This is a genomic window from Maribacter sp. PR66 (genome assembly GCF_028464205.1).
Taxonomy (GTDB): Bacteria; Bacteroidota; Bacteroidia; order Flavobacteriales; family Flavobacteriaceae; genus Maribacter; species Maribacter flavus.
Genome location: NZ_JAQPCH010000005.1, coordinates 185,582 through 205,888, shown reverse-complemented (window position 1 = coordinate 205,888; position 20,307 = coordinate 185,582). Strand labels below are relative to the sequence as shown.

Below are 20,307 nucleotides of genomic sequence, written 5' to 3'. Positions count from 1 at the left end.
AACTACATAACATGCAAAAAATAATATTGGTATTCGCGTTTGTTCTTTCCGCTTCTTTGTTGAGCGCACAAACCCCTGAAAAGGCCAAGGCACTGCTGGACGAAGTATACAACAAGGTAAAAAGCTATGATAATATTTTTGTGGACTTTAAGTTCGACTTAAAGAATGCCGAGGCAGGTATAAACCAGGAAACACGTGGCGATGTCACCTTGGCAGGCGACAAATATGTATTCAACTACCTGGGCTCAAAACAGCTCTACGATGGAAAAAAGGTCTATACCATTGTTCCTGAAAACGAGGAGGTGACCATTGAAGACCAATCCAACGAAGAGGATGCCATGACACCGTCAAAAATGTTGACTTTCTACAAGCAAGGCCATAACTATGAGTGGGACATCCTACAAAATGTTCAGGGAAGAAAGATACAGTATGTGAAATTGACCCCCATAGACTCCAATACGGAAATAAAATCCCGCTTATTGGGAATCGATATGGGCACGAAACATATCTATAGGCTCATAGAAACGGGAAAGAACGGTACCAAGACCACGATTACTGTTAATTCTTTTAAAACAAATCAGCCATTATCGGCGACCTTGTTTAATTTTGACGAAGCCAAATACAAGGATGACGGCTATTACATCTTAAGAAATTAACACCATTGAGAATACTAGACCGTTATATATTATCCAGGTTTACCTTTAATTTTGTCAGTTCGTTTGTAATATTGATGTTCATCTTCATATTCCAGACGATTTGGCTTTTTATAGATGATTTGGCCGGTAAGGGCTTGGATATCATTATTATAGGTAAATTTCTTTTCTATTTGATGCCGGATCTCACGGAGAAAGTACTACCCCTCACGGTGCTGCTCTCCTCCATTCTGACCTTTGGTGCCTTTGCCGAGAATTATGAGTTCGCGGCCATGAAAGCATCGGGTATCTCCTTACAAAGGGCCATGTTAAGCTTGATTGTATTTGTAACGATACTAGGAGGCGTCACTTTCTTTTTCGCTAATTCCGTCATTCCATTATCACAGCGTAAAATCTACAATCTTAGAAAAAACATTGCCAAGGTTAAACCTGCGGCTGTAGTTGCCGAAGGTGTTTTTAGTGACTTCGAGGGCATGAACATCAAGGTGGACGAAAAATATGGCGACAATGATCGATATCTTAGAAATGTCATCATCCACCAGAAAAATGACAGAAGCCAAAACAATGTGGTCATAAAATCGAAACAAGGGGAACTGGTCAGTAGCGAGGATTCAGATATAGTGCAGTTAATACTTACGGACGGACATTATTACGACGATATAGATTCCAAAAAAAACAAACTTAAGTATCCGCATGCCAAAGCCGATTTCGACACCTACATCATGAACATAGAAATTCCTGAGCTAAATAATGCAGATCTAGAGGAAGAGCGGGATATCAGTACGGACAAGATGAAGAATATTTCAAGGTTGCGAAAAGATATTGATTCCTTGAAGGATGATAACTATAGGATCGTAAGGGCATTCTCCAAAAGCATCGGGAACAGGATGGGGATGTTCCAACCCTTAGACCCAAGTGATACGGCAAAAATAAAGTCGTCCCTACAGAAAACCCAGGACTCCATCAGGCAAATAAAACTGGCTAAACTTAAGAACAATCCGGCACGACAGGATTCCATAAAAGAGGACATCTTCCACATTTTTCCATTTTACCTTCAAATGCAGGTAGTGAATTCGGCAAAAAACGCCACCACCAATGTCCTTAATTCTGTCAAAGGAAAAAAGGAGGAAATGCAAAAACGGTATAAAATATACAACATGCATATACTTTCCATGCATAACAAATATGCATTGGCATTCTCCTGTATTATCCTGTTTTTTGTGGGCGCTCCCTTGGGTGCCATCATTCGGAAAGGCGGACTGGGCCTGCCCATGGTAATTGCAATTGTGCTATTTTTGGTCTATTATTTTATTGGTGTGTTTGCCGGTAATTATGCAAAGGAAGGAAACATCCACCCCATGTTGGGCGCCTGGCTTTCCACCCTCATCATGTTGCCATTGAGTATTATCCTTACCAAAAGGGCCACCGAGGATAAAGGTTTAATGAGCTTTGGTGTAATATCGGATTTTTTCAAGAACCTATTTAAGAAGCAAAAAAATGGAGGTCATGACGTCTAATCTTGCGGATAAAATTCAATTGAATACCATTGAGGAAGCCATAGAGGATATCCGCAATGGCAAGGTAATCATTGTTGTGGACGATGAAAACCGTGAGAACGAAGGAGATTTTCTGGCGGCTGCGGAATTGGCAACCCCAGAAACCATCAATTTTATGGCCACCCATGGAAGAGGGCTCATTTGTGCCCCTTTAACCGAAGGAAGATGTGAATATCTGGGCCTGCACCGTATGGTCAATAACAATACAGATCCATTGGAGACCGCATTTACCGTTTCCATTGACCTACGAGGACAAGGTGTGACCACTGGTATCTCCGCGTCCGATAGGGCCAAGACCGTTTGCGCCCTAACGGATGATACCATAAAGCCACACGATTTTGCAAGACCCGGACATATTTTTCCCCTAGTGGCTAAGGAAGGCGGCGTGCTTAGGAGAACAGGACACACGGAGGCCGCGATAGATTTTGCCCGACTCGCCGGATTGAAACCCGCCGGTGTCATCGTTGAAATCATGAACGAGGACGGCAGTATGGCCAGACTCCCCCAATTGATGGAAGTAGCCAAAAGGTTCGATTTAAAAATCGTATCCATAGAGGATTTGGTGGCGTACCGAATGGAACATGATAGCCTGATCCATAAAGAACTCGATTTTCCCATTACCACAAGGTTTGGGGAGTATCGATTGCGGGCCTACAAACAAACCACCAATAACCACATTCACCTAGCATTGACCAAAGGCTCCTGGGGCCTCGGGGACAAGGTGCTCACACGGATCAACTCCACGTTGGTGAACAATGACATTTTGGGAACGCTAACCAACAATGCGGATTCCCAATTGGAGAACATGTTCAAGGCCATCAATCAGGAAGGCAAGGGAGCTATTGTTTTTATCAATCAGGATTTGGAATCCATGAACCTTCTAGGGAGGCTTTCCGAGTTAAAAGAGCTTCAAAAACAAGGGATTCACAAGGCTCCCAAAATAGAAATGGATGCCAAGGATTTTGGCATAGGGGCACAAATTCTGCACGATCTGGACATATCCAAATTGCGGTTGCTCACCAACAGCCAACAGACCAAGAGAGTGGGTATTGTGGGCTACGGATTGGAAATCATGGAATATGTTTCGTACTGATTAAAATTTAGACATAAGACCGCTTCGCTTTTAGATACGAGAGATAAGACGTATTTTTCAATACTATAATAATCGGTATGTTGATGTTTGCGAGATGATTAAAAATCAAATATCGTTGTTAAAATAGCCAAGAACATTTTCTTACTTACTTCACCTTTCTAATCAGCAATAGATTTAACTACATTTCATAGTTTACTTCGGACACTAAAGGATTTAAATCATTTTGACACGTTGTGCATTTTAACAATTTTACACAAGAAGTCAGTTAGAGCCATTGGTCAAGGTGACAGATTCAAAATGAACAACGGGTTCACTTTAGTATATTTTTTAAGATTTGAGCCATATCGTTCGCGCGCTTTTTGACTTCGGCCTCAGTCCAACTCAGTTTTATGAGACAGGAGATTGTTCTGCCGATCCAATGGTCGGATTCGGAGAAATCTGATTTGGAATAATCCGGAAGGTTGTTTTTGACTTCATCCGGCAGTTTTCCCAAGGAAGTCAGGTTCGTTAGGTGTTCCCATTTTCGATAATAATGCCAGTTATTGTCATACCAATAAAAACAGGCATCCACGCCCCCATCACCCAGTGCGGTATGTGCTTTTTTGGCCAGGTCCTCCGTCGGAAGGAAAAAATTTAAAAAGGAATAATTCTGAACCCCACCGGATGGAATCCTTCTAAAACCAATTCCTTCAATCCCCTTTAATGCGTCGTACAAAACCCTGTAATGTTTCTCCTGAATTTCCAAGAATTCATCTAGGCGTTGGATTTGCGCGCACCCCACGGCGGCATTTAGTTCGGAAATTCTATAATTATACCCTAAAAAAGGATGGGATTCCGCTCCCCGGTTGTTCCCCACATGGTCGTGACCGTGATCGGAATAATGGTCGGCATTTCTATGATATTCGGCATTATTGGTGATCAAGGCCCCTCCTTCCCCGCAGGTTATCGTTTTTACATAATCAAAGGAAAAACAGCCCAAATCCCCATAGCTTCCCAAAGGTTTGCCCTCATAACTGCCCCCAATGGCCTGACAGGCATCTTCTAAAAGAATAAGATTATGCTTTTCACAAAGGGCCTTTAATGGCTTTAAATCGGCCATGGAACCGCACATATGCACCGGCATGATTACCTTCGTTTTGGGTGTGATGGCTTTTTCTACTGCGGATGGTTTCAGGGTTAGCGTATCGTCCACATCTACCAAAACAGGGACGGCGCCTAAAGCTAAAACCGACTCAAAACTGGCCACAAAGGTAAAGGTGGGCAGGATCACCTCGTCCCCCGCTCCCACGCCCGCACTGGCCAAGGCCACCGTCAAGGCCGCCGTGCCACTGCTCACTACCTGCGCATGCGCAACCTGCATTCTCGCACATAAGGCCGCTTCCAGTTCCTTGGCCTTCCAATGTCCCTTGCGGGGGCCATCAAATCCGTAGCGCATCAAGACGCCCGTATCCAGGACCTCGTTGACGCTTTGCTTTTCCTTTTCCCCAAATAATTCGAAACCTGGCATATGCTTATTTTAAAATGAGAAGATACTTATTTTTGCTTGGATGTAAAATGCCGATAGATTTCCAGCTTTTCCTCTTGGGTAAACTCCTTTGCAGAAAACCAATCATGGGCGGCAATTTTTTCGTTCTCAATTTGCGCCTTTCGGATAGCCTCCAAAGAAACCAGGTGCCAATGTGCACCCTTTTTTCTGGAAACGGAATAGCCAATATCCTCCGTAATGTAGGAAGTCTTGGGCTGGTTCACTAATCGAACGCCATTCTTCAACACTGCCAAGGTCTTGGTCAGGGAAACTACCTCAGAGAAGGAATACCTAACAAAGTCCGTAAAACCATTTTGCCGTGTATTATAAACCTTATCGCCTACTTTTAACTTTTCCATTCGTTTAAAAGTTTGCAAAAATAAAAGTTGATCGCTTTTCCACCGAACGGTTATAAACGGAACTTATCAACAGAAAGCCCCATTTACATCGCTCAGGCTTTTGAATTTAGACTGATTCCATTTAAGGGGTTGATGTTCATATTCTTACAGCCTTTCATTAACTTTACAATCTGTGAACAAATTAGCTTCCATATTACTTTCGGCCATAATCCTATTACAAACGATTGGCCTTCATACAGACGATTTGGTGCAAATCGATGAATTCATCGAACATGCCAAATTTCACAGCGAACAGTATGGCGATAACGTACTGGTCTTTATATCCAAACACTACGGGGAATTGAAAGCTGAACACGAACAAGAGCACCAAGAGGAAAAGGAGGACCATGAACAGCTCCCCTTTCAGCATCATTCCCATTTGAGTTCCATCATTGTCTATACCCAAAATCCCGTGAATGCGGAATTGGAAACCCCAATCATCACGGAGTATAAGGACTCCAATTTTTATTATCAGGCACCCTCTTCATCATCGCATACAAAAGGACTGCTACAGCCACCACGGCATTCATAAAGTAATCAGTTTACACTTTAATTCCGAATGGTACTATTCGGACAATTTTAATGTTGATTATTTTATGACACATGCTTTCACAAATTATTAATTTCAGTATCAAGAACAAGTTCATTGTTCTGCTATTTACCTGTTTTATTATAGGTTTTGGGATGTACTCCCTCACTAAAATACCCATTGGTGCGGTTCCCGATGTAACGAATAACCAAGTACAGGTAATCACTACATCAAGAAACCTTTCCACACAGGATATAGAACAGTTCATCACCTATCCGGTAGAGTTGGAAATGGCAAATTTACCGGGTGTGAAGGAAATCCGGTCGGTTTCCAAATTTGGACTTTCCGTGGTCACCATCGTTTTTGAGGACGAAATGGGTACCTATTTACCCCGACAGTTGATCGCCGAAAAAATAAAATCGGCCTCCGAAAAAATCCCATCCAACTTTGGCACACCCGAAATGGGACCCATCACCACGGGCTTAGGAGAAATCTACCAATATATCCTGGACGTAAAACCGGAATATAAAGATCAATATACGGCCGAGGACCTAAGGACCATCCAGGATTGGATCGTAAAAAGACAGCTCTCCGGAATTCCCGGTGTGGTAGAGGTCAACACCTGGGGTGGCTTTTTAAAGCAGTATGAAGTTGCCATAAACACCGAAAAACTCAATGCGATGGACATCACCGCCCAAGAGGTATTCCAAGCGGTGGAGACCAACAATAGTGTTGCAGGTGGCGGGTATATAGAAAAAGTAAACCAAGCCTTTTTCATCAGAGGGGAAGGTTTAGTGAACTCCCTTGAGGATATCGAAAATATCGTTGTAAAAAATGAGGGTGGCGTTCCTGTATATATAAAGGACGTGGCCAAAGTGGGTTTTGGAAACGCAACCCGATTTGGCGCCATTACGGGCAACGGTGAAGGTGAAAAGGTACTGGGCCAAGTGATGATGCTAAAAGACGCGAATTCCAAAAAGGTAATCGAGGCCGTGAAGGAACGGGTGGCCAATATCGCAAAATCCTTACCGGAGGGTGTGTATATCAATGCCTTTTTGGACCGCAGCGAGCTTATTGCCAAAACGACTTTTACCGTGACTGAAAATCTCATCCTGGGCTGTATGATCGTTATTTTTGTGGTGGTTCTGTTGCTAGGAAATTTTAGGTCGGGATTGGTAGTGGCATCGGTTATCCCGCTCTGTTTGTTGTTCGCGCTTTCGCTGATGTACATTTTTGGCGTGGACGCCAATTTGATGAGTTTGGGTGCCATCGATTTTGGAATTATCATAGATGGTGCCGTCATCATTGTGGAATTCATCGCGTTCAATGTCACCAAAAAAAGAGCGGAGCTTTCCAGTATGACAAGGTCAGAGCAACAAGCGCTCAGGGACAGCATCACCTACACAGGGGCCAACAAAATGATGAATTCCGCCATTTTTGGCCAGTTGATCATCCTGATCGTTTTTATCCCCATACTTTCATTGAGCGGTGTGGAAGGCAAAATGTTCAAGCCCATGGCCCTCACCTTCAGTTTCGCGTTGATAGGCGCCATGATCTTCTGTTTCACCTACGTCCCCGTAGTATCCTCCTTGTTCTTAAAACCCTCCAAAGCAACCGATAAAAATATCTCCGTTCGGTTGATGCATTGGTTAACCAAAAAATACGACCCCATTATCGATTGGGCCTTACGCAGTAAAAAAATAGTTTTAGGCTTTGCCGCGGTGCTTTTGGCGATTGCCATTTCCTTGTATATGTCCATGGGAGGGGAATTCGTCCCCACCTTGGATGAAGGGGATTTTGTTATCCAACCCGTGTTAAAGACCGGTACCTCACTCAGTAATACGGTAGAAATCACCACGGAAATTGAAAGCATCCTTTTGGAACAATTCCCGGAAGTGAAGCAGGTGGTCACCAGAATTGGTGCTGCGGAAGTACCTACCGATCCCATGTCCATGGAGGAGAGCGACGTCATTATCGTGTTGAATCCGAAGGACGAATGGACATCGGCGGAATCCAAGGATGAGCTCGCCGATAAGTTCAAGGAAGCCCTGTCCGTCATTCCGGGTATGGAGGTGGAATTTACCCAACCTATTGAAATGCGTTTTAATGAACTGATAACGGGGGTTCGTGCCGATATTGCCATTAAAATATTCGGTGAAAACCTGGACATCCTTGCCAAAAAAGGAAAGGAAATTGGCGACCTGATACAAAACGTACCCGGTGCCGCCGATATTTCCGTGGAAAAAATTGCGGGCCTACCCGAAATGAACGTGAACTACAATCGGTCCAAGATTGCCCGATACGGTCTCAACATCCAAGAGCTGAACGACATGATTTCCATGGGCTTTGCCGGAAAAACGGCCGGGAGCGTTTTTGAAGGGGAAAAGAAGTTCGATTTGGTCATTCGATTGGACAGTGAAAAGCGCCGTGACATCGACAACCTCAAAAATCTCTATGTGGACCTTCCCGCTGGAGGTAAGATTCCGTTGAGCGAACTGGCGGAAATCAGCTACCAAAAAGGTGCGGCCAAGATTTCCAGGGACGATACGCGCCGGCGCATCGTTGTGGGTATCAACGTACGTAATAGGGACTTGCAGTCCGTAGTGGACGATGTTAGAAAGCTTATCGATGATAACATCAACCTTCCAGTGGGTTATTCGATAACCTACGGAGGTCAATTCGAAAACCTGCAAAGTGCGAAATCAAGATTGATGATCGCCGTACCCATTGCCTTGATACTTATTTTCATACTGCTGTACTTCGCCTTTAAATCGGTCAAGGAAGCCTTAATGATCTATTCCGCCATCCCACTGGCGGCCGTGGGCGGTGTGCTATTGTTATGGATACGCGGATTGCCCTTTAGTATTTCGGCCGGGGTAGGTTTTATCGCCCTCTTTGGTATTGCGGTACTGAACGGTATCGTACTGATAGAACATTTTAAGGAATTGAAGGCCTCGGGGAAATTTGATAGCCTGAACGATTTGATCAAGGAAGGGGCCAAGGACAGGCTCAGGGCGGTGCTCTTGACCGCATCGGCAGCCGCTTTGGGCTTTTTACCCATGGCCATTTCTACCAATGCAGGGGCCGAAGTACAGCGCCCCTTGGCTACCGTAGTTATTGGCGGTCTGATAACGGCCACTATATTGACCCTAGTAGTATTGCCTGTTTTGTATTCCTATCTAAGCAGTCATATAGAGAAAAAAAGTATGGGCCTTTCAAAACAGACCAATCTTGTTATAGGTCTTATGGTCCTTTTTGGGTCATTCCAAGCGAAAGCCCAACAACCGACCAAGAATTTGGAGGCACTGATACCCATGGCGATTGAAAACAATGCGGGTCTAAAGGCATATCAATTGGGTATGGAAGCATCGGATGCTTTTGTGAACAGCGCCTTCGATTTTGATAAAACGGATGTGTATTACGCCTATGACGAAAACAATTTGGCCCTGAACAATTTGCCCATAAGGGTTTTTGGGGTGGCACAGACGTTCGACTTTCCAACGGTCTATTTTTCACGAAGAAGGGTGAACAAGGAGCTGTACAATCTGGCCAAAAGCAATTTTGACATCCAATCCAAAAATTTGGAAAGAGCGGTCGTAGCCGGATATTATGAATATCAGGTTGCCCGTGAAATGGCCGATGTCTTTAAAATTTTGGACAGTCTCTACGGTAATTTTTCCAAAATGGCCACTAGACGTTTTGAACTGGGTGAAACTAATTATTTGGAGAAGATAACGGCCACCTCAAAACAGCGGCAAATACAATTGAAATATACCGAAGCGCAGCAAAACGTGGAAATTGCCCATAAGAATTTGATGATGGTCATTCAGGCAAAGGACAGTCTTTCCATTGCCAATGAGACCCTACTAAAGGTTCCTTTAAAGGACGTTGTGTTGAACGCAAGTCCGGAAATCGCCTATTATCAGCATCAAATCGGGTTAAGAAAGGCCGAGAAGAACCTGGAAAGCCAACAGTTATTACCCAATATTGGCGTGGAGTACTTTCAAGGTACCAATGATGGGATTTCCGGGAATTTGCACGGCTATCAACTGGGCCTAAAGATTCCGTTGTTTTTTGGGGGTAAGGCCTCCAAGATAGAATCGGCAAAAATAGCGGAGCAGAGTGCAGAGGCGGCATATAGAAATTATGAAATAGAACTTGGCACCAAATTGGCTACGCTACAAAATCAGCTTCAAGTACTTTCAAATTCCTTGGACTATTATGAAACCGAGGGCGGCCAACTGTCCGATGAAATTTTAAAAATGGCAAATAGCAGTTTCCAAAATGGCGAAATCGATTTTTATCAGTACATACAGAGTTTGGAAAGCGCCTACGACGTTAAACTGGAATACCTAACCAAGTTAAAAGAATACAATGCGACCGTTGTTGCCATCAATTACCTAACCTTATAATTAATACACCATGAAATCATATATATATTACTTTCTAACACTGGTACTTTTAGCGGGCGTTACAGGATGTGGCGAAAAAAGCAGTACCAACGAAACTTCGGTAGAAACTGAAATATCCTCTTTTATAGAGGTAACCCAGGCACAATATGACCAACTGGGCATGGAAATGGGAAGCATAATAGAAAAATCATTTCCGGTTAGGGTAAGCGTAAACGGAATGATAGACGTACCGCCAGAAAATAGGGCGATGGTAAACGCCACCATGGGCGGCTATATTAAAACCACGCCATTTTTAATCGGGGACAAGGTAAGCAAAGGGCAAACCTTGGTGACCTTGGAGAATCCTGAATTTGTGAGCCTTCAACAGCAATATCTGGAAGTGAACGAACAACTTTCGTTTTTGAAGGCCGAGTATGAACGGCATACCATCATGTCCGAAGAAAACATCACCTCACAAAAGAATTTTTTGAAATCGGAGAGCGATTATAAATCGGCTTTGGCACGGCATAGTGGCTTACAAAAGCAATTGCAGATGCTGAACATTTCACCGGAACAGGTCAAAAACGGTACAATCGTTTCCACGGTGTCGATTAAAGCGCCCATTTCCGGCAGTATTACCAAAGTCAACGTAACTAAGGGAAGCTATGTTTCGCCAGCCACGGCCATTATGGAAATCATCAATAATGACCATGTTCATTTGGAACTATCGGTATTTGAGAAGGACATCATGAAGGTAAAGAAAGGACAAAAAATTACCTTTAGGATTCCAGAAGCATCGGGAGACACCTTCCATGCCAAAGTCTATCTGGTGGGCACCTCCATTGATGCGAATAGGACCATAAAGGTACATGGGCATTTGGAGGACGAAGGCAAGGAAAAGTTCCTAACGGGCATGTTCGTGGAAGCAAACATCATAACGGACGATATCCAGGAAAAAGCCTTGCCCAGTAATGCCATCGTAACCATAGATAACATTCCCAACGTTTTGATTTTTGAAAAAAAGGAAGGGGACGTATATTATTTTTCGCAAAAAGAAGTTTCTGTAGATGAAGAACTGGATGGTTTCTCCGTGATTAAAGAAGCCAACAGTTTTGCACCCAACACCCAATTTTTGACAAAAGGCACGTATAACCTGATTGGGGAATAAGGTAACCTATTCTAACCGAAAGCTTTTGGTACAGGAATTGACAAAGGGTAACATAAAAAAGATATGAACTTAAAAATAAAACTGCTTACCATTTTATTCGTTGCAGGACTGACAAGCCTTTTTGGCCAGGAATGGCAAACCGATTTCAACACGGCGCAACAAATCGCCCAAGAGAAACACAGACCGATTATCTTGGTGTTCCAGGGTTCGGATTGGTGCGCGCCCTGTATTAAACTGGACCGCGAGGTCTGGAGTACGGATGAATTCCAAAAATACGCCAAGGACCATTACGTAATGCTCCAAGCGGACTTTCCCCGAAAAAAACAGAACGCCTTACCCGAAGATCGGGCCAGGGCCAATGCCCAGCTTGCAGAACAGTATAATAAGAACGGCATCTTTCCTTTTGTGGTCGTCATGGACGCACAAGGAAAGGTAAAAGGTGAGACCAGTTATAAAAAAATGAACCCAAAGGATTATATACAACTTTTGGATTCCTTTACGGAATAATTTGAAAAAGATACTCTTTATTTGCGTCCTACTGACCTCGTGGTTGGCCCTATCGCAGCAAAACTTTCAGCGGACCCTGAAAATGATGGGCAGCCGATTCGACATTACCGTAGTTGCCACCGACTCCGTTACTGCCAGTGGATATATTGATTTGGCCGTCGCTGAAATCAGCCGGATCGAAAAATTGATTTCCTCTTGGGACCCCAATTCCCAAACCTCGGAAATTAATAGGAATGCGGGCATCAGGCCCGTTACCGTAGATGCTGAACTTTTTGAACTCATTCAAAGGGCTATTGGGTTATCCAAATTGACGGACGGCGCTTTTGACATCAGCTATGCCTCCATGGACCGAATCTGGAAATTCGATGGCAGCATGAAAGTCATGCCCAGCGAAGCAGATATTGCGGCGTCCGTATCGAAAGTCGGGTTTCAAAACATTGTATTGGATCCAGACGAAAGTACCGTTTTCCTAAAATTGGAGGGGATGAAAATTGGGTTCGGGGCCATAGGCAAAGGCTATGCGGCGGACAAGGCCAAGCAATTGTTAATGGATCAGGGAGTGGAAGCTGGCATCATAAACGCATCCGGCGATATGAACACGTGGGGAAAACAGGCCAACGACGAAAATTGGAAGGTGGCGATTACCAACCCTATGGACAAAAACAAGGTTTTTGCCCTGCTACCGATAATCGATGGTGCCGTGGTCACCTCTGGGGACTATGAACGCTACGTAAACTTTAACGGAAAACGCTATGCCCACATCATTGACCCGCGAACGGGCTATCCGGCCACGGGAATCATCAGTGTGACCGTTTTTGCCCCTAAAGCGGAACTGGCGGATGCGCTTGCGACATCGGTCTTTGTCATGGGAACGGAAATTGGATTGGACAGGATCAATCAGTTGCCCAAGGTGGAATGCATCATCATAGATGACAAGGGAAACATTTCAAAATCGGACCATATCAAAATAGACAAATTATGATAAAAAAATTGCTGATGCTAGGACTCATGGGCGTTTGCCTATGTAGCTGCGTCGTAGTCAAGGAATACGAAAAAGTAAATATCAACGATCCGGATATGATTCTGGCCGATCAACCTTGTGACCGAAATGTGACCACCATGCACTCTTACAGGGAAGCGGCGGCAGGAGCCAACGGTGGAAAAACAGGTGGCGGTTGCGGCTGTAACTAAGGAATCCTAGAACTGTTCACTATGACCCATTTAAAAAATTTAGTACTTGTCTTTTTGTTGGGCATTGGGTGCTGGGCATCCGCCCAGGATACGGGCAATGTCCAAACCTATAAAAAAAGGGTATTGGAAACCACGGAGGTCGATTTCCTTTCCAGCTACTATGCCCAAACGGGTGACAATGCCGCCGTTAGTGGTGGGATAGGCACCGAAGAACTTACAGACGCCACGGGTACTTTTGTGGTATCCATTCCCTTGAACGACGACGATGTGCTCACCATAGATGCGGGGGTATCCGCCTATACGTCGGCATCCTCCAGTAACATCGACCCCTTTGATGGCGTACGCCGGGCGGATCCTTTCGTGGCCAGTTCCGGGGCTTCCAGCGGGGACGTTTGGGTGAATTTGACGGGATCTTACTCCCACAGTTCGGATGACCGCAACAACATCGTTTCCGGGAAACTTTCGGTTTCATCGGAGTATGATTATTTCTCGATCGGTTTCGGCGGAAGTTATTCCAGGCTCTTCAACGAAAAAAATACGGAACTGAGCCTCAATGCCACCGTTTATCTGGATTCTTGGAACACCATTTACCCTTTTGAATTAAGGCCCTTTGGGAACAATGGCATTGGGTTTTTTAGACCGACGGAAATTACCGGCAATGTAAACTATAGCCCAAATTTTACCGAATTCGAGAAAACGAACCGGAATTCCTATACCTTTGGATTGGGCTTTTCACAGATATTGCATAAAAACCTTCAGGGCTCGCTCGCCCTGGATCTTGTACAACAACAAGGACTGCTTTCCACCCCTTTTCAGCGCGTCTATTTTAGCGATGTGGCGGATTCCTTTATCGAGGGTTTTCAATTGGCGGATGACGTGGAGCGCCTACCCGATAGCCGATTCAAGATTGCCATGGGCGGAAGGCTGAATTGGTTCCTGAACCAATCGATTACCGTACGTACCTTCTACCGCTATTATTTGGACGATTGGGGCATCAATTCCCATACGGCCAGTGTGGAGGTACCCGTTAAAATTTCGGATACATTCACGCTGTACCCCTCCTATCGCTATTACCAACAAACCGCGGCGGACTACTTTGGGGGCTACGAAACACATCTATCCACGCAGGAGTTCTATACATCCGATTTTGATTTGTCTCAATACGTAGCCAACCAATTTGGTTTTGGGGTTTCCTATACGGATATTTTTACCCAACTGCATATTTGGGAATTCGGCTTTAAGGGCTTTGACCTGAAATTTTACAAATACGACCGCGATACCACCTTTGGCTCCTACATCGTTACCGGAGGTTTTACCTTTGTGATGGACTGATGTGCGGTACGTAGTTTTCTAGATCGTTAAATTTCCCGCCAGTTGCTTGAGGATGATTTCGGAGAGTTTTGCCTGGAATTTGGCATTGCTGAATCGTACCTTGGCATTGATATAATTTAGTTGGGCCGTCCTGAACTCAATGGGAGGGATAATCCCGATGCGGTACTTTTCTACCGTAATATCCAAATTCTCCTTGGCAATGGCCTCATTGTTCCCCTCAAGATCGATCAAGCTCATGTTGGTCAGGTAGGTCTGATAGGTAGTTCCCAGGGTAGTCAATAAGTCCTGCTTTTGCTGGGCGATGGCCACTTCCGAGTTTTCTATCTGCAATTTCCCTATTTTCTCGTCCCTGTTTTGGGTAAAGCCGTCAAATAGATTTAAGGTGGCTCCAAAGCCATAGCTGAAACCCTTGGAATTGGAAGATACGATAAAGCCCAAACTTGATTCCGACTCGCTAATGATATAACCCGTGGAAGCGGTTATGGTGGGCAACCTGGCGGCCTTTATCTGTTTCAATTCCAGTTCAGAAATCCGCTTGCTTATCTGCGAGGCTATCAATTGCGGGTTTTCGCTCAAGACCTTGGTCTGTAGTTCCGGTAACAGCAGGGATTCGTCCACAAAAATTTCCGGGGCCACGGTAAAATCGGTTTCCAGGTCCCGCGCCAATTGTCGGTTTAGTTGGATTTTGGTATTCACGTACAATTCCTTTTGACGCTGCATCAGGGTTTCGTCCGTATTCAAATCTACCTGGGCGTTCAATACTTCCAATTTAGAGGCCTTCCCAATAGTAAACCTGTTTTGGGCCAATTCCACCCGTTGTTTTGAAATCAAAATGGTACTGTCCAACGCGGAAAGTTGCTGTTGTTGCTGCACCAAATCGTAATAGGTAATCATTACCTCACCTACGGTTGTCAATATGACCTGTTTCAGTTCCGCATCCCCCAAGTTCCTATTTTCCTTCAATTGCTCATAATTGGCGAACATTCGAAGGCCATCAAAAAGTGTCCAATCCAAGGCTACCCCGTAATTCAAGCTGTTGTTTACGGCGTTGTCCAGTTCCTGCACGGTACCGTCCAAACGTACTTGCGATAGGTTGATGGTCCTATTATTGTCCGTTATACTGGCTTGCACGGCCGGAAGCATTCCGGCATACCCCGGACTCACCCCGTACTCATCGATCTTTAGGTCGTTTTTGGCCGTTCGTATCTGAAAGTTGTTTTCCAGGGCCAACTTCACGGTCTCATCGATGGTTAGCACTTCATCCTGTGCGGCGATACTAAAAATGTTCAGTAAAATAAAAATTGAACGTAAAGGGATTCGGTATGGCATTTTAATAGGTTTCTAATACTTTGAACTCGGGCCGTTCCACTCGGTCCTTGGACCATAAATAATATAGGGCCGGAATTACGAACAACGTGAGTACCAATGAAAATAGGGTTCCTCCAATGATGACCACTCCCATGCCTATCCTACTTGTGGAGGCCGCACCCAGCGACAAGGCAATGGGCAAGGCGCCCAAGGCGATGGTCAAACTTGTCATCAGGATAGGACGCAAACGGGATTCCGAGGCCTTAAAAATGGCCTCACCTTTGGACATGCCCTGTTCCCTGAGCTGGTTGGCGAATTCTACGATCAAGATTCCGTTTTTGGTCACCAGACCGATCAACATGATGGTCCCGATCTGGCTGAATATGTTCCAAGACTGACCGAACAACCATAAGGAAAACATGGCCCCGGCAACGGCCATGGGCACCGTCAATATGATGATAAAGGGATCGATGAAGCTTTCAAACTGCGCTGCCAAAATTAGGAAGATCAATAGCAGGGCCAATCCAAAGGCAAAAAGTGTATTGGAACTACTTTCCACAAAATCCCTGGATTCCCCTCCCAGATCGGTAGTGAAGGTTTCGTCCAATACTTTATCCTTGATCGCTTCCATGGCCTCGATACCATCGTTGATGGTCTTACCCGGAGCCAAATTTGCGGAAACGGTGGCGGACATGTATCGGTTGTTATGGAATAATTGAGGCGGACTGCTATGCTCCACCGTTTGTACCAAATTGTCCAGCTGAATCAACAAACCGGCATCGTTCCGTACGAAAATGGAGGTCAGATCCACGGGTGCGTCCCTGTCCTTTTTATCGAACTGACCAATGACCTGGTACTGCTTTCCGTTCATTAAAAAATACCCAAAACGCTGTCCGCTGAGGGAAAGCTGTAAGGTCTGTGCCACGTCCCGCACGGAAACCCCCAAGCTTTCCGCTTTTTCACGATCGATGTTCACAAAGATTTCCGGTTTGTCGAACTTTAGGTTTACATCCACAAAGGAGAAGGTTTCATCCTGTTCCGCCAGGGCCATAAACTCTGGAATTTTTTCCTCCAATTTTTCAAAATTCTGTGCCTGGATGATGAATTGGATGGGCGGTCCTCCCCTTCTATTCACAGAAATGGTGGGCCTTTCGGATACATTGGACTTACCGCCCACATAGGCCTTGGCCCATCTTCCCAAATCATTGGCTATTTCATGTTGGGAACGCTCCCGTTCACTGGGATCCACAAGCGCCACGTTGGCCCTTCCGCTGTTGACCGAGGACGATCCAAAACCAGGCGATGTCAATATCAAGCTCACCTTCTTTTCGGGGATGGAGTCATTGATCAATTCGGTGATGTCCGTCATCAATCGGTCCATATATTCATACGAGGAACCTTCCGGGGCGGTAACGTTCAGGCGTACAAAGCTTCGGTCATCATAGGGAGCTGTTTCCTTGGGCAAAAGGGTATAAAAAAGTGCTATAAGTCCCAAACATCCAATGAGAATGGGGAAACTGAGCCACTTCCGCTTCATGAAACCCCGAAGGCTATCGGCATAGGAATCGTTCATTTTTACAAAATACTTCTCCGTAAAATGATAGAATTTGGATTGTTTCTGCTTCCCTGGTTTGATCAAATAGGCATTCAACATCGGTGTCAAGGAAAGGGAAACAAAGGCGGAAATCAAAACGGCCGCACCCAATACCACCCCGAATTCCCGGAACAATCTGCCTACGAAGCCTTCCAAAAAAATCACCGGCAGGAAAACCGCCGCTAGGGTAATGGAAATGGAAATAACGGCGAAGAAGATCTCTTTGGAGCCTTTTATGGCCGCTTCAATAGGGCTCATCCCCTCCTCTACTTTTTTATAGATATTTTCCGTGACCACAATACCATCGTCCACCACCAGACCGGTAGCCAATACGATGGCCAATAGCGTTAGCACGTTTATGGAAAACCCAAACATCCACATGATGAAAAACGTGGCAATGAGGGAAACGGGAATATCGATCAGGGGGCGTAGGGCCATGGACCAGTTTCTAAAGAACAGATAGATGACCAGGATGACCAGGACGATAGAAATCAGCAAAGTTTCTCCAACTTCGGTTACGGCCTTTTTAACAAAAACCGTGTCGTCAATCACTACGTTGAGCTTAAATCCCTCCGGTAATTCCTTTTTAAGCTTTTCGTATTCCTCATAGAAGGCTTCGGCGATTTCCAGATAGTTGGTGCCGGGTTGGGGAACGATGGCCGTGGCCACCATGGGCTGACCGGAATCGCTCATTTTGGTCTCCATGTTCTCAGCTTCCAAGGTGGCACGACCGATATCGCTCAACCGTACCAATTTTTCACCTTCGGCCCTGATAATGATATTGTTGAACTGCTCTTCCGTCTGCAGGTTTCCAATGGTCTTTACGGCGAGTTCCGTATTCTCGCCTGTTAGTTTACCGGATGGGAGTTCCACGTTCTGTGCCAAGAGGGCACTGCGCACATCGGCCACCGTAAGTCCGTAGGAAGCCAATTTTATCGGGTCGATCCAAAGGCGCATGGCATACCTGCGCTGGCCCCAGATCTGTACGCTGCTCACCCCGGGAATTGTCTCTATCCTTGGCGTGATGACGTTTTCGGCATAATCGGACAATTCCAAAATGTTCTTATTGTCGCTCTGCACGGTCATGGAAAGGATTCGCTCCGCGTCCGCATCGGATTTGGAAACCACCGGAGGCGCATCCAAGTCTTCCGGCAAATTACGTATGGCCTGCGAAACCTTATCGCGTACATCATTGGCGGCCTCCTCCAAATTTTTGTCCAAGTTGAACTCAATATTGATGGAGCTGGAACCCTGCACACTGGAAGAGGTAATATTGCGAATGCCATCGATGGAGTTTATCGCCTTTTCAAGGGGTTCCGTGATCTGTGACTCGATGATATCCGCATTGGCACCTGAATAACTTGTGCGTACGGACACCTGCGCAGGGTCTATGGACGGAAATTCCCGGATACCCAAATACGTGTATCCAATGACCCCGAATAAGACCAAGGTAATGTTCATTACGATGGTAAGTACCGGCCGTTTTATACTAAGTGTGGACAGGTTCATTACTCGGCCGGATTTTGGTTGGGTTCCTCTATCTCAACGTTGACCGAAGCCCCGTTCTTTAAGGCCATGACCCCGTAGGTCAATACGGTATCGCCAACGTTCAGTCCAGTAAGCACACGTACTTCGGAGCCTGTACGGGAACCGATTTCCACATCGATTTCCTTGGCCTTTCCGTTCTCCGATACAAAAATTTTCTTCCCGTTCTGTACGGGTATCAGGGCTTCCGACGGAACCAAAAGCGCGTCATCGACGGTCTGTAGGGGCAGCACCACATTGGCGTAGGCTCCCGGGTACAACGTGCCGTCCAAATTATCCGCAACGGCCCGCATGCGCAGGGTCCTAGTGGCAATCTCCACCTCCGGTTCTATGGCGTAAATGGTGGCCGAATAGTCCCTGGAAGCATCCGAAGTCTTAAAGGTAAGGTTGGAACCTTTTCGTATCTGGGAGGCATATTTTTCCGGAATGGAAAAGGTAATCTTCAACTGGTTCGTATTTACAAGCTTGGCGACCGTTGTGGCGGGAGTGACATAGGTCCCTACCGATATGGAGCGCAATCCAATGGTGCCCGAAAAAGGTGCCCGAACGACCGTTTTGGACAACTGGGCGGAAATAAGGGAGGCCTCCGCGCTGGCCGACTGGAAATCGGCACTGGCGATGTCATATTCTTCCTGACTGATCGCTTGCTTGTCCAGCAACAACTGGGCCCTACGTTCATTTTCGGCGGCCAATTTTTGGGCCGTTTTGGCTTTGGAAAGTTGGGCCTGAAGCTCCACATCGTCCACTTTAAAAAGTACCTGGCCCTCTGAAACCTTGCTGCCTTCCTGGAAGTTGATGCTCTTTACGATACCGGAAACCTCGCTCCGTATCTCAATTTGCTCATTCGCCTCCAAAGTACCGGAAAGCGAAATATTGTCATCGAATTTTCTGGGCTTTAGCACCACCCCCTTTACGGTCGTCTTGGTAGTTTCATTGGCCGGTTTGCCCGATTTCCCGATAGCCGCATTGGCATTGATACGGTATACGATCATGCCTCCCAAACCCACGGCGAGCAGCACGTAAATGATATATTTGAACTTCATGTTAAAAAGGTGGTCGTTTGATTTTGTTGGTAACTCAAATCTAATTGTAATACGCTTTTGATGGAAAAACTTATGTTTTATTTAACACCTGTTATCAAGTACGATCGAGGAATAGTTAACTAAATATGCTCGAATTTGGGGATTTACTAAAAATAAAAGAGTGCTAGCGAATTGGTACAGGTTGTGTTAGCGGGAAAAAGGACGGATAGCAAATCTTAGCAGTCTGAATTACTTTTCAACGCGAAAGCTTTAATGCGGTAATAGAGCACGAGCATGATGCTCGCGCCAGCGAGGGTCATTTCGACAGAGTCCTTAGCCTGTCGCCCAAGACAGGCAAGGCGACGAGAAATCTATTTTGAAATTGGATTTCCCGCATGCATGCTATATGGTTACCAATGACATAAATCTTAACATAATAATTGCCGGATATTTAGATTGCATCAATACTCATGGCTTTCCCTTCATTTTTTTCTT

At 45.4% G+C, this 20,307-nt stretch carries 15 protein-coding genes; 10 read left to right on the top strand and 5 right to left on the bottom strand.

Annotation, left to right across the window (positions count from 1 at the left end):
• Positions 1 to 11: 11 nt before the first annotated feature.
• The 3 genes from PP181_RS11105 to ribB all read left to right on the top strand — a co-directional run bounded on the left by PP181_RS11105 (position 12) and on the right by ribB (position 3,302).
• Positions 12 to 656 carry a LolA family protein gene (locus PP181_RS11105; protein ID WP_272637149.1) on the top strand — a complete coding sequence of 215 codons (645 nt, stop codon included), beginning with the start codon at positions 12 to 14 and terminating at the stop codon, positions 654 to 656.
• 74 nt (positions 657 to 730) lie between these two features.
• Positions 731 to 2,170: an LptF/LptG family permease gene (locus PP181_RS11100; RefSeq protein WP_419776380.1), complete on the top strand. Its 1,440-nt coding sequence runs from the start codon at positions 731 to 733 to the stop codon at positions 2,168 to 2,170.
• A complete protein-coding gene (gene ribB, locus PP181_RS11095) occupies positions 2,160 to 3,302 on the top strand; it encodes a 3,4-dihydroxy-2-butanone-4-phosphate synthase (RefSeq protein ID WP_272637148.1) in 1,143 nt (380 codons plus the stop codon). Before PP181_RS11100 ends, ribB begins: the two co-directional genes overlap by 11 nt.
• A 310-nt stretch (positions 3,303 to 3,612) precedes the next feature.
• Here ribB and PP181_RS11090 read toward each other — a convergent pair whose 3' ends face one another.
• Positions 3,613 to 4,809, bottom strand: a complete 1,197-nt coding sequence (locus tag PP181_RS11090) for a DegT/DnrJ/EryC1/StrS family aminotransferase (protein WP_272637147.1) — start codon at positions 4,807 to 4,809, stop codon at positions 3,613 to 3,615.
• A gap of 26 nt (positions 4,810 to 4,835) precedes the next feature.
• A complete protein-coding gene (locus PP181_RS11085; protein ID WP_272637146.1) occupies positions 4,836 to 5,186 on the bottom strand; it encodes a pyruvate kinase in 351 nt (116 codons plus the stop codon).
• Between the two features lie 172 nt (positions 5,187 to 5,358).
• Between PP181_RS11085 and PP181_RS11080 the strand changes: the two genes are divergently transcribed.
• The 7 genes from PP181_RS11080 to PP181_RS11050 all read left to right on the top strand — a co-directional run bounded on the left by PP181_RS11080 (position 5,359) and on the right by PP181_RS11050 (position 14,343).
• On the top strand, positions 5,359 to 5,757 hold the full coding sequence (locus PP181_RS11080; protein WP_272637145.1) for a hypothetical protein: 399 nt from the start codon (positions 5,359 to 5,361) through the stop codon (positions 5,755 to 5,757).
• A 71-nt stretch (positions 5,758 to 5,828) separates the two neighbouring features.
• Positions 5,829 to 10,166: a CusA/CzcA family heavy metal efflux RND transporter gene (locus PP181_RS11075; protein ID WP_272637144.1), complete on the top strand. Its 4,338-nt coding sequence runs from the start codon at positions 5,829 to 5,831 to the stop codon at positions 10,164 to 10,166.
• A gap of 10 nt (positions 10,167 to 10,176) precedes the next feature.
• Entirely contained in the window at positions 10,177 to 11,313 is a 1,137-nt protein-coding gene (locus PP181_RS11070; protein ID WP_272637143.1) for an efflux RND transporter periplasmic adaptor subunit, read from the top strand.
• 63 nt (positions 11,314 to 11,376) lie between these two features.
• Positions 11,377 to 11,820: a thioredoxin family protein gene (locus PP181_RS11065; RefSeq protein WP_272637142.1), complete on the top strand. Its 444-nt coding sequence runs from the start codon at positions 11,377 to 11,379 to the stop codon at positions 11,818 to 11,820.
• 1 nt (position 11,821) lies between these two features.
• Complete coding sequence (locus PP181_RS11060; protein WP_154919841.1) at positions 11,822 to 12,802, top strand: FAD:protein FMN transferase; 981 nt, start codon at positions 11,822 to 11,824, stop codon at positions 12,800 to 12,802.
• Positions 12,799 to 13,011: a DUF4266 domain-containing protein gene (locus PP181_RS11055; protein ID WP_272637141.1), complete on the top strand. Its 213-nt coding sequence runs from the start codon at positions 12,799 to 12,801 to the stop codon at positions 13,009 to 13,011. The genes PP181_RS11060 and PP181_RS11055 overlap by 4 nt, the downstream gene beginning before the upstream one ends.
• A 21-nt stretch (positions 13,012 to 13,032) precedes the next feature.
• The gene (locus PP181_RS11050; RefSeq protein WP_272637140.1) at positions 13,033 to 14,343 is read left to right on the top strand and encodes a DUF3570 domain-containing protein; all 1,311 of its coding nucleotides are present in this window, start codon (positions 13,033 to 13,035) and stop codon (positions 14,341 to 14,343) included.
• An 18-nt stretch (positions 14,344 to 14,361) separates the two neighbouring features.
• Here the strand turns inward: PP181_RS11050 and PP181_RS11045 are convergent, their stop codons facing one another.
• From PP181_RS11045 to PP181_RS11035, 3 genes are read right to left on the bottom strand one after another with little or no spacing between them, the layout of a single operon-like run.
• Positions 14,362 to 15,672: a TolC family protein gene (locus PP181_RS11045; protein ID WP_272637139.1), complete on the bottom strand. Its 1,311-nt coding sequence runs from the start codon at positions 15,670 to 15,672 to the stop codon at positions 14,362 to 14,364.
• 1 nt (position 15,673) lies between these two features.
• A complete protein-coding gene (locus tag PP181_RS11040; RefSeq protein ID WP_272637138.1) occupies positions 15,674 to 18,754 on the bottom strand; it encodes an efflux RND transporter permease subunit in 3,081 nt (1,026 codons plus the stop codon).
• The gene (locus PP181_RS11035) at positions 18,754 to 19,833 is read right to left on the bottom strand and encodes an efflux RND transporter periplasmic adaptor subunit (RefSeq protein WP_272637137.1); all 1,080 of its coding nucleotides are present in this window, start codon (positions 19,831 to 19,833) and stop codon (positions 18,754 to 18,756) included. The genes PP181_RS11040 and PP181_RS11035 overlap by 1 nt, the downstream gene beginning before the upstream one ends.
• Positions 19,834 to 20,307 lie beyond the last annotated feature (474 nt).

Bases quoted from the DNA above. Each gene is read 5' to 3' on its own strand.
- PP181_RS11055 (WP_272637141.1), top strand. From the start codon at position 12,799: ATGATAAAAAAATTGCTGATGCTAGGACTCATGGGCGTTTGCCTATGT.
- PP181_RS11090 (WP_272637147.1), bottom strand. From the start codon at position 4,809: ATGCCAGGTTTCGAATTATTTGGGGAAAAGGAAAAGCAAAGCGTCAAC.
- PP181_RS11035 (WP_272637137.1), bottom strand. From the start codon at position 19,833: ATGAAGTTCAAATATATCATTTACGTGCTGCTCGCCGTGGGTTTGGGA.
- ribB (WP_272637148.1), top strand. From the start codon at position 2,160: ATGACGTCTAATCTTGCGGATAAAATTCAATTGAATACCATTGAGGAA.
- PP181_RS11075 (WP_272637144.1), top strand. From the start codon at position 5,829: ATGCTTTCACAAATTATTAATTTCAGTATCAAGAACAAGTTCATTGTT.
- PP181_RS11040 (WP_272637138.1), bottom strand. From the start codon at position 18,754: ATGAACCTGTCCACACTTAGTATAAAACGGCCGGTACTTACCATCGTA.
- PP181_RS11100 (WP_419776380.1), top strand. From the start codon at position 731: ATGTTCATCTTCATATTCCAGACGATTTGGCTTTTTATAGATGATTTG.
- PP181_RS11065 (WP_272637142.1), top strand. From the start codon at position 11,377: ATGAACTTAAAAATAAAACTGCTTACCATTTTATTCGTTGCAGGACTG.
- PP181_RS11105 (WP_272637149.1), top strand. From the start codon at position 12: ATGCAAAAAATAATATTGGTATTCGCGTTTGTTCTTTCCGCTTCTTTG.
- PP181_RS11045 (WP_272637139.1), bottom strand. From the start codon at position 15,672: ATGCCATACCGAATCCCTTTACGTTCAATTTTTATTTTACTGAACATT.
- PP181_RS11070 (WP_272637143.1), top strand. From the start codon at position 10,177: ATGAAATCATATATATATTACTTTCTAACACTGGTACTTTTAGCGGGC.
- PP181_RS11050 (WP_272637140.1), top strand. From the start codon at position 13,033: ATGACCCATTTAAAAAATTTAGTACTTGTCTTTTTGTTGGGCATTGGG.
- PP181_RS11085 (WP_272637146.1), bottom strand. From the start codon at position 5,186: ATGGAAAAGTTAAAAGTAGGCGATAAGGTTTATAATACACGGCAAAAT.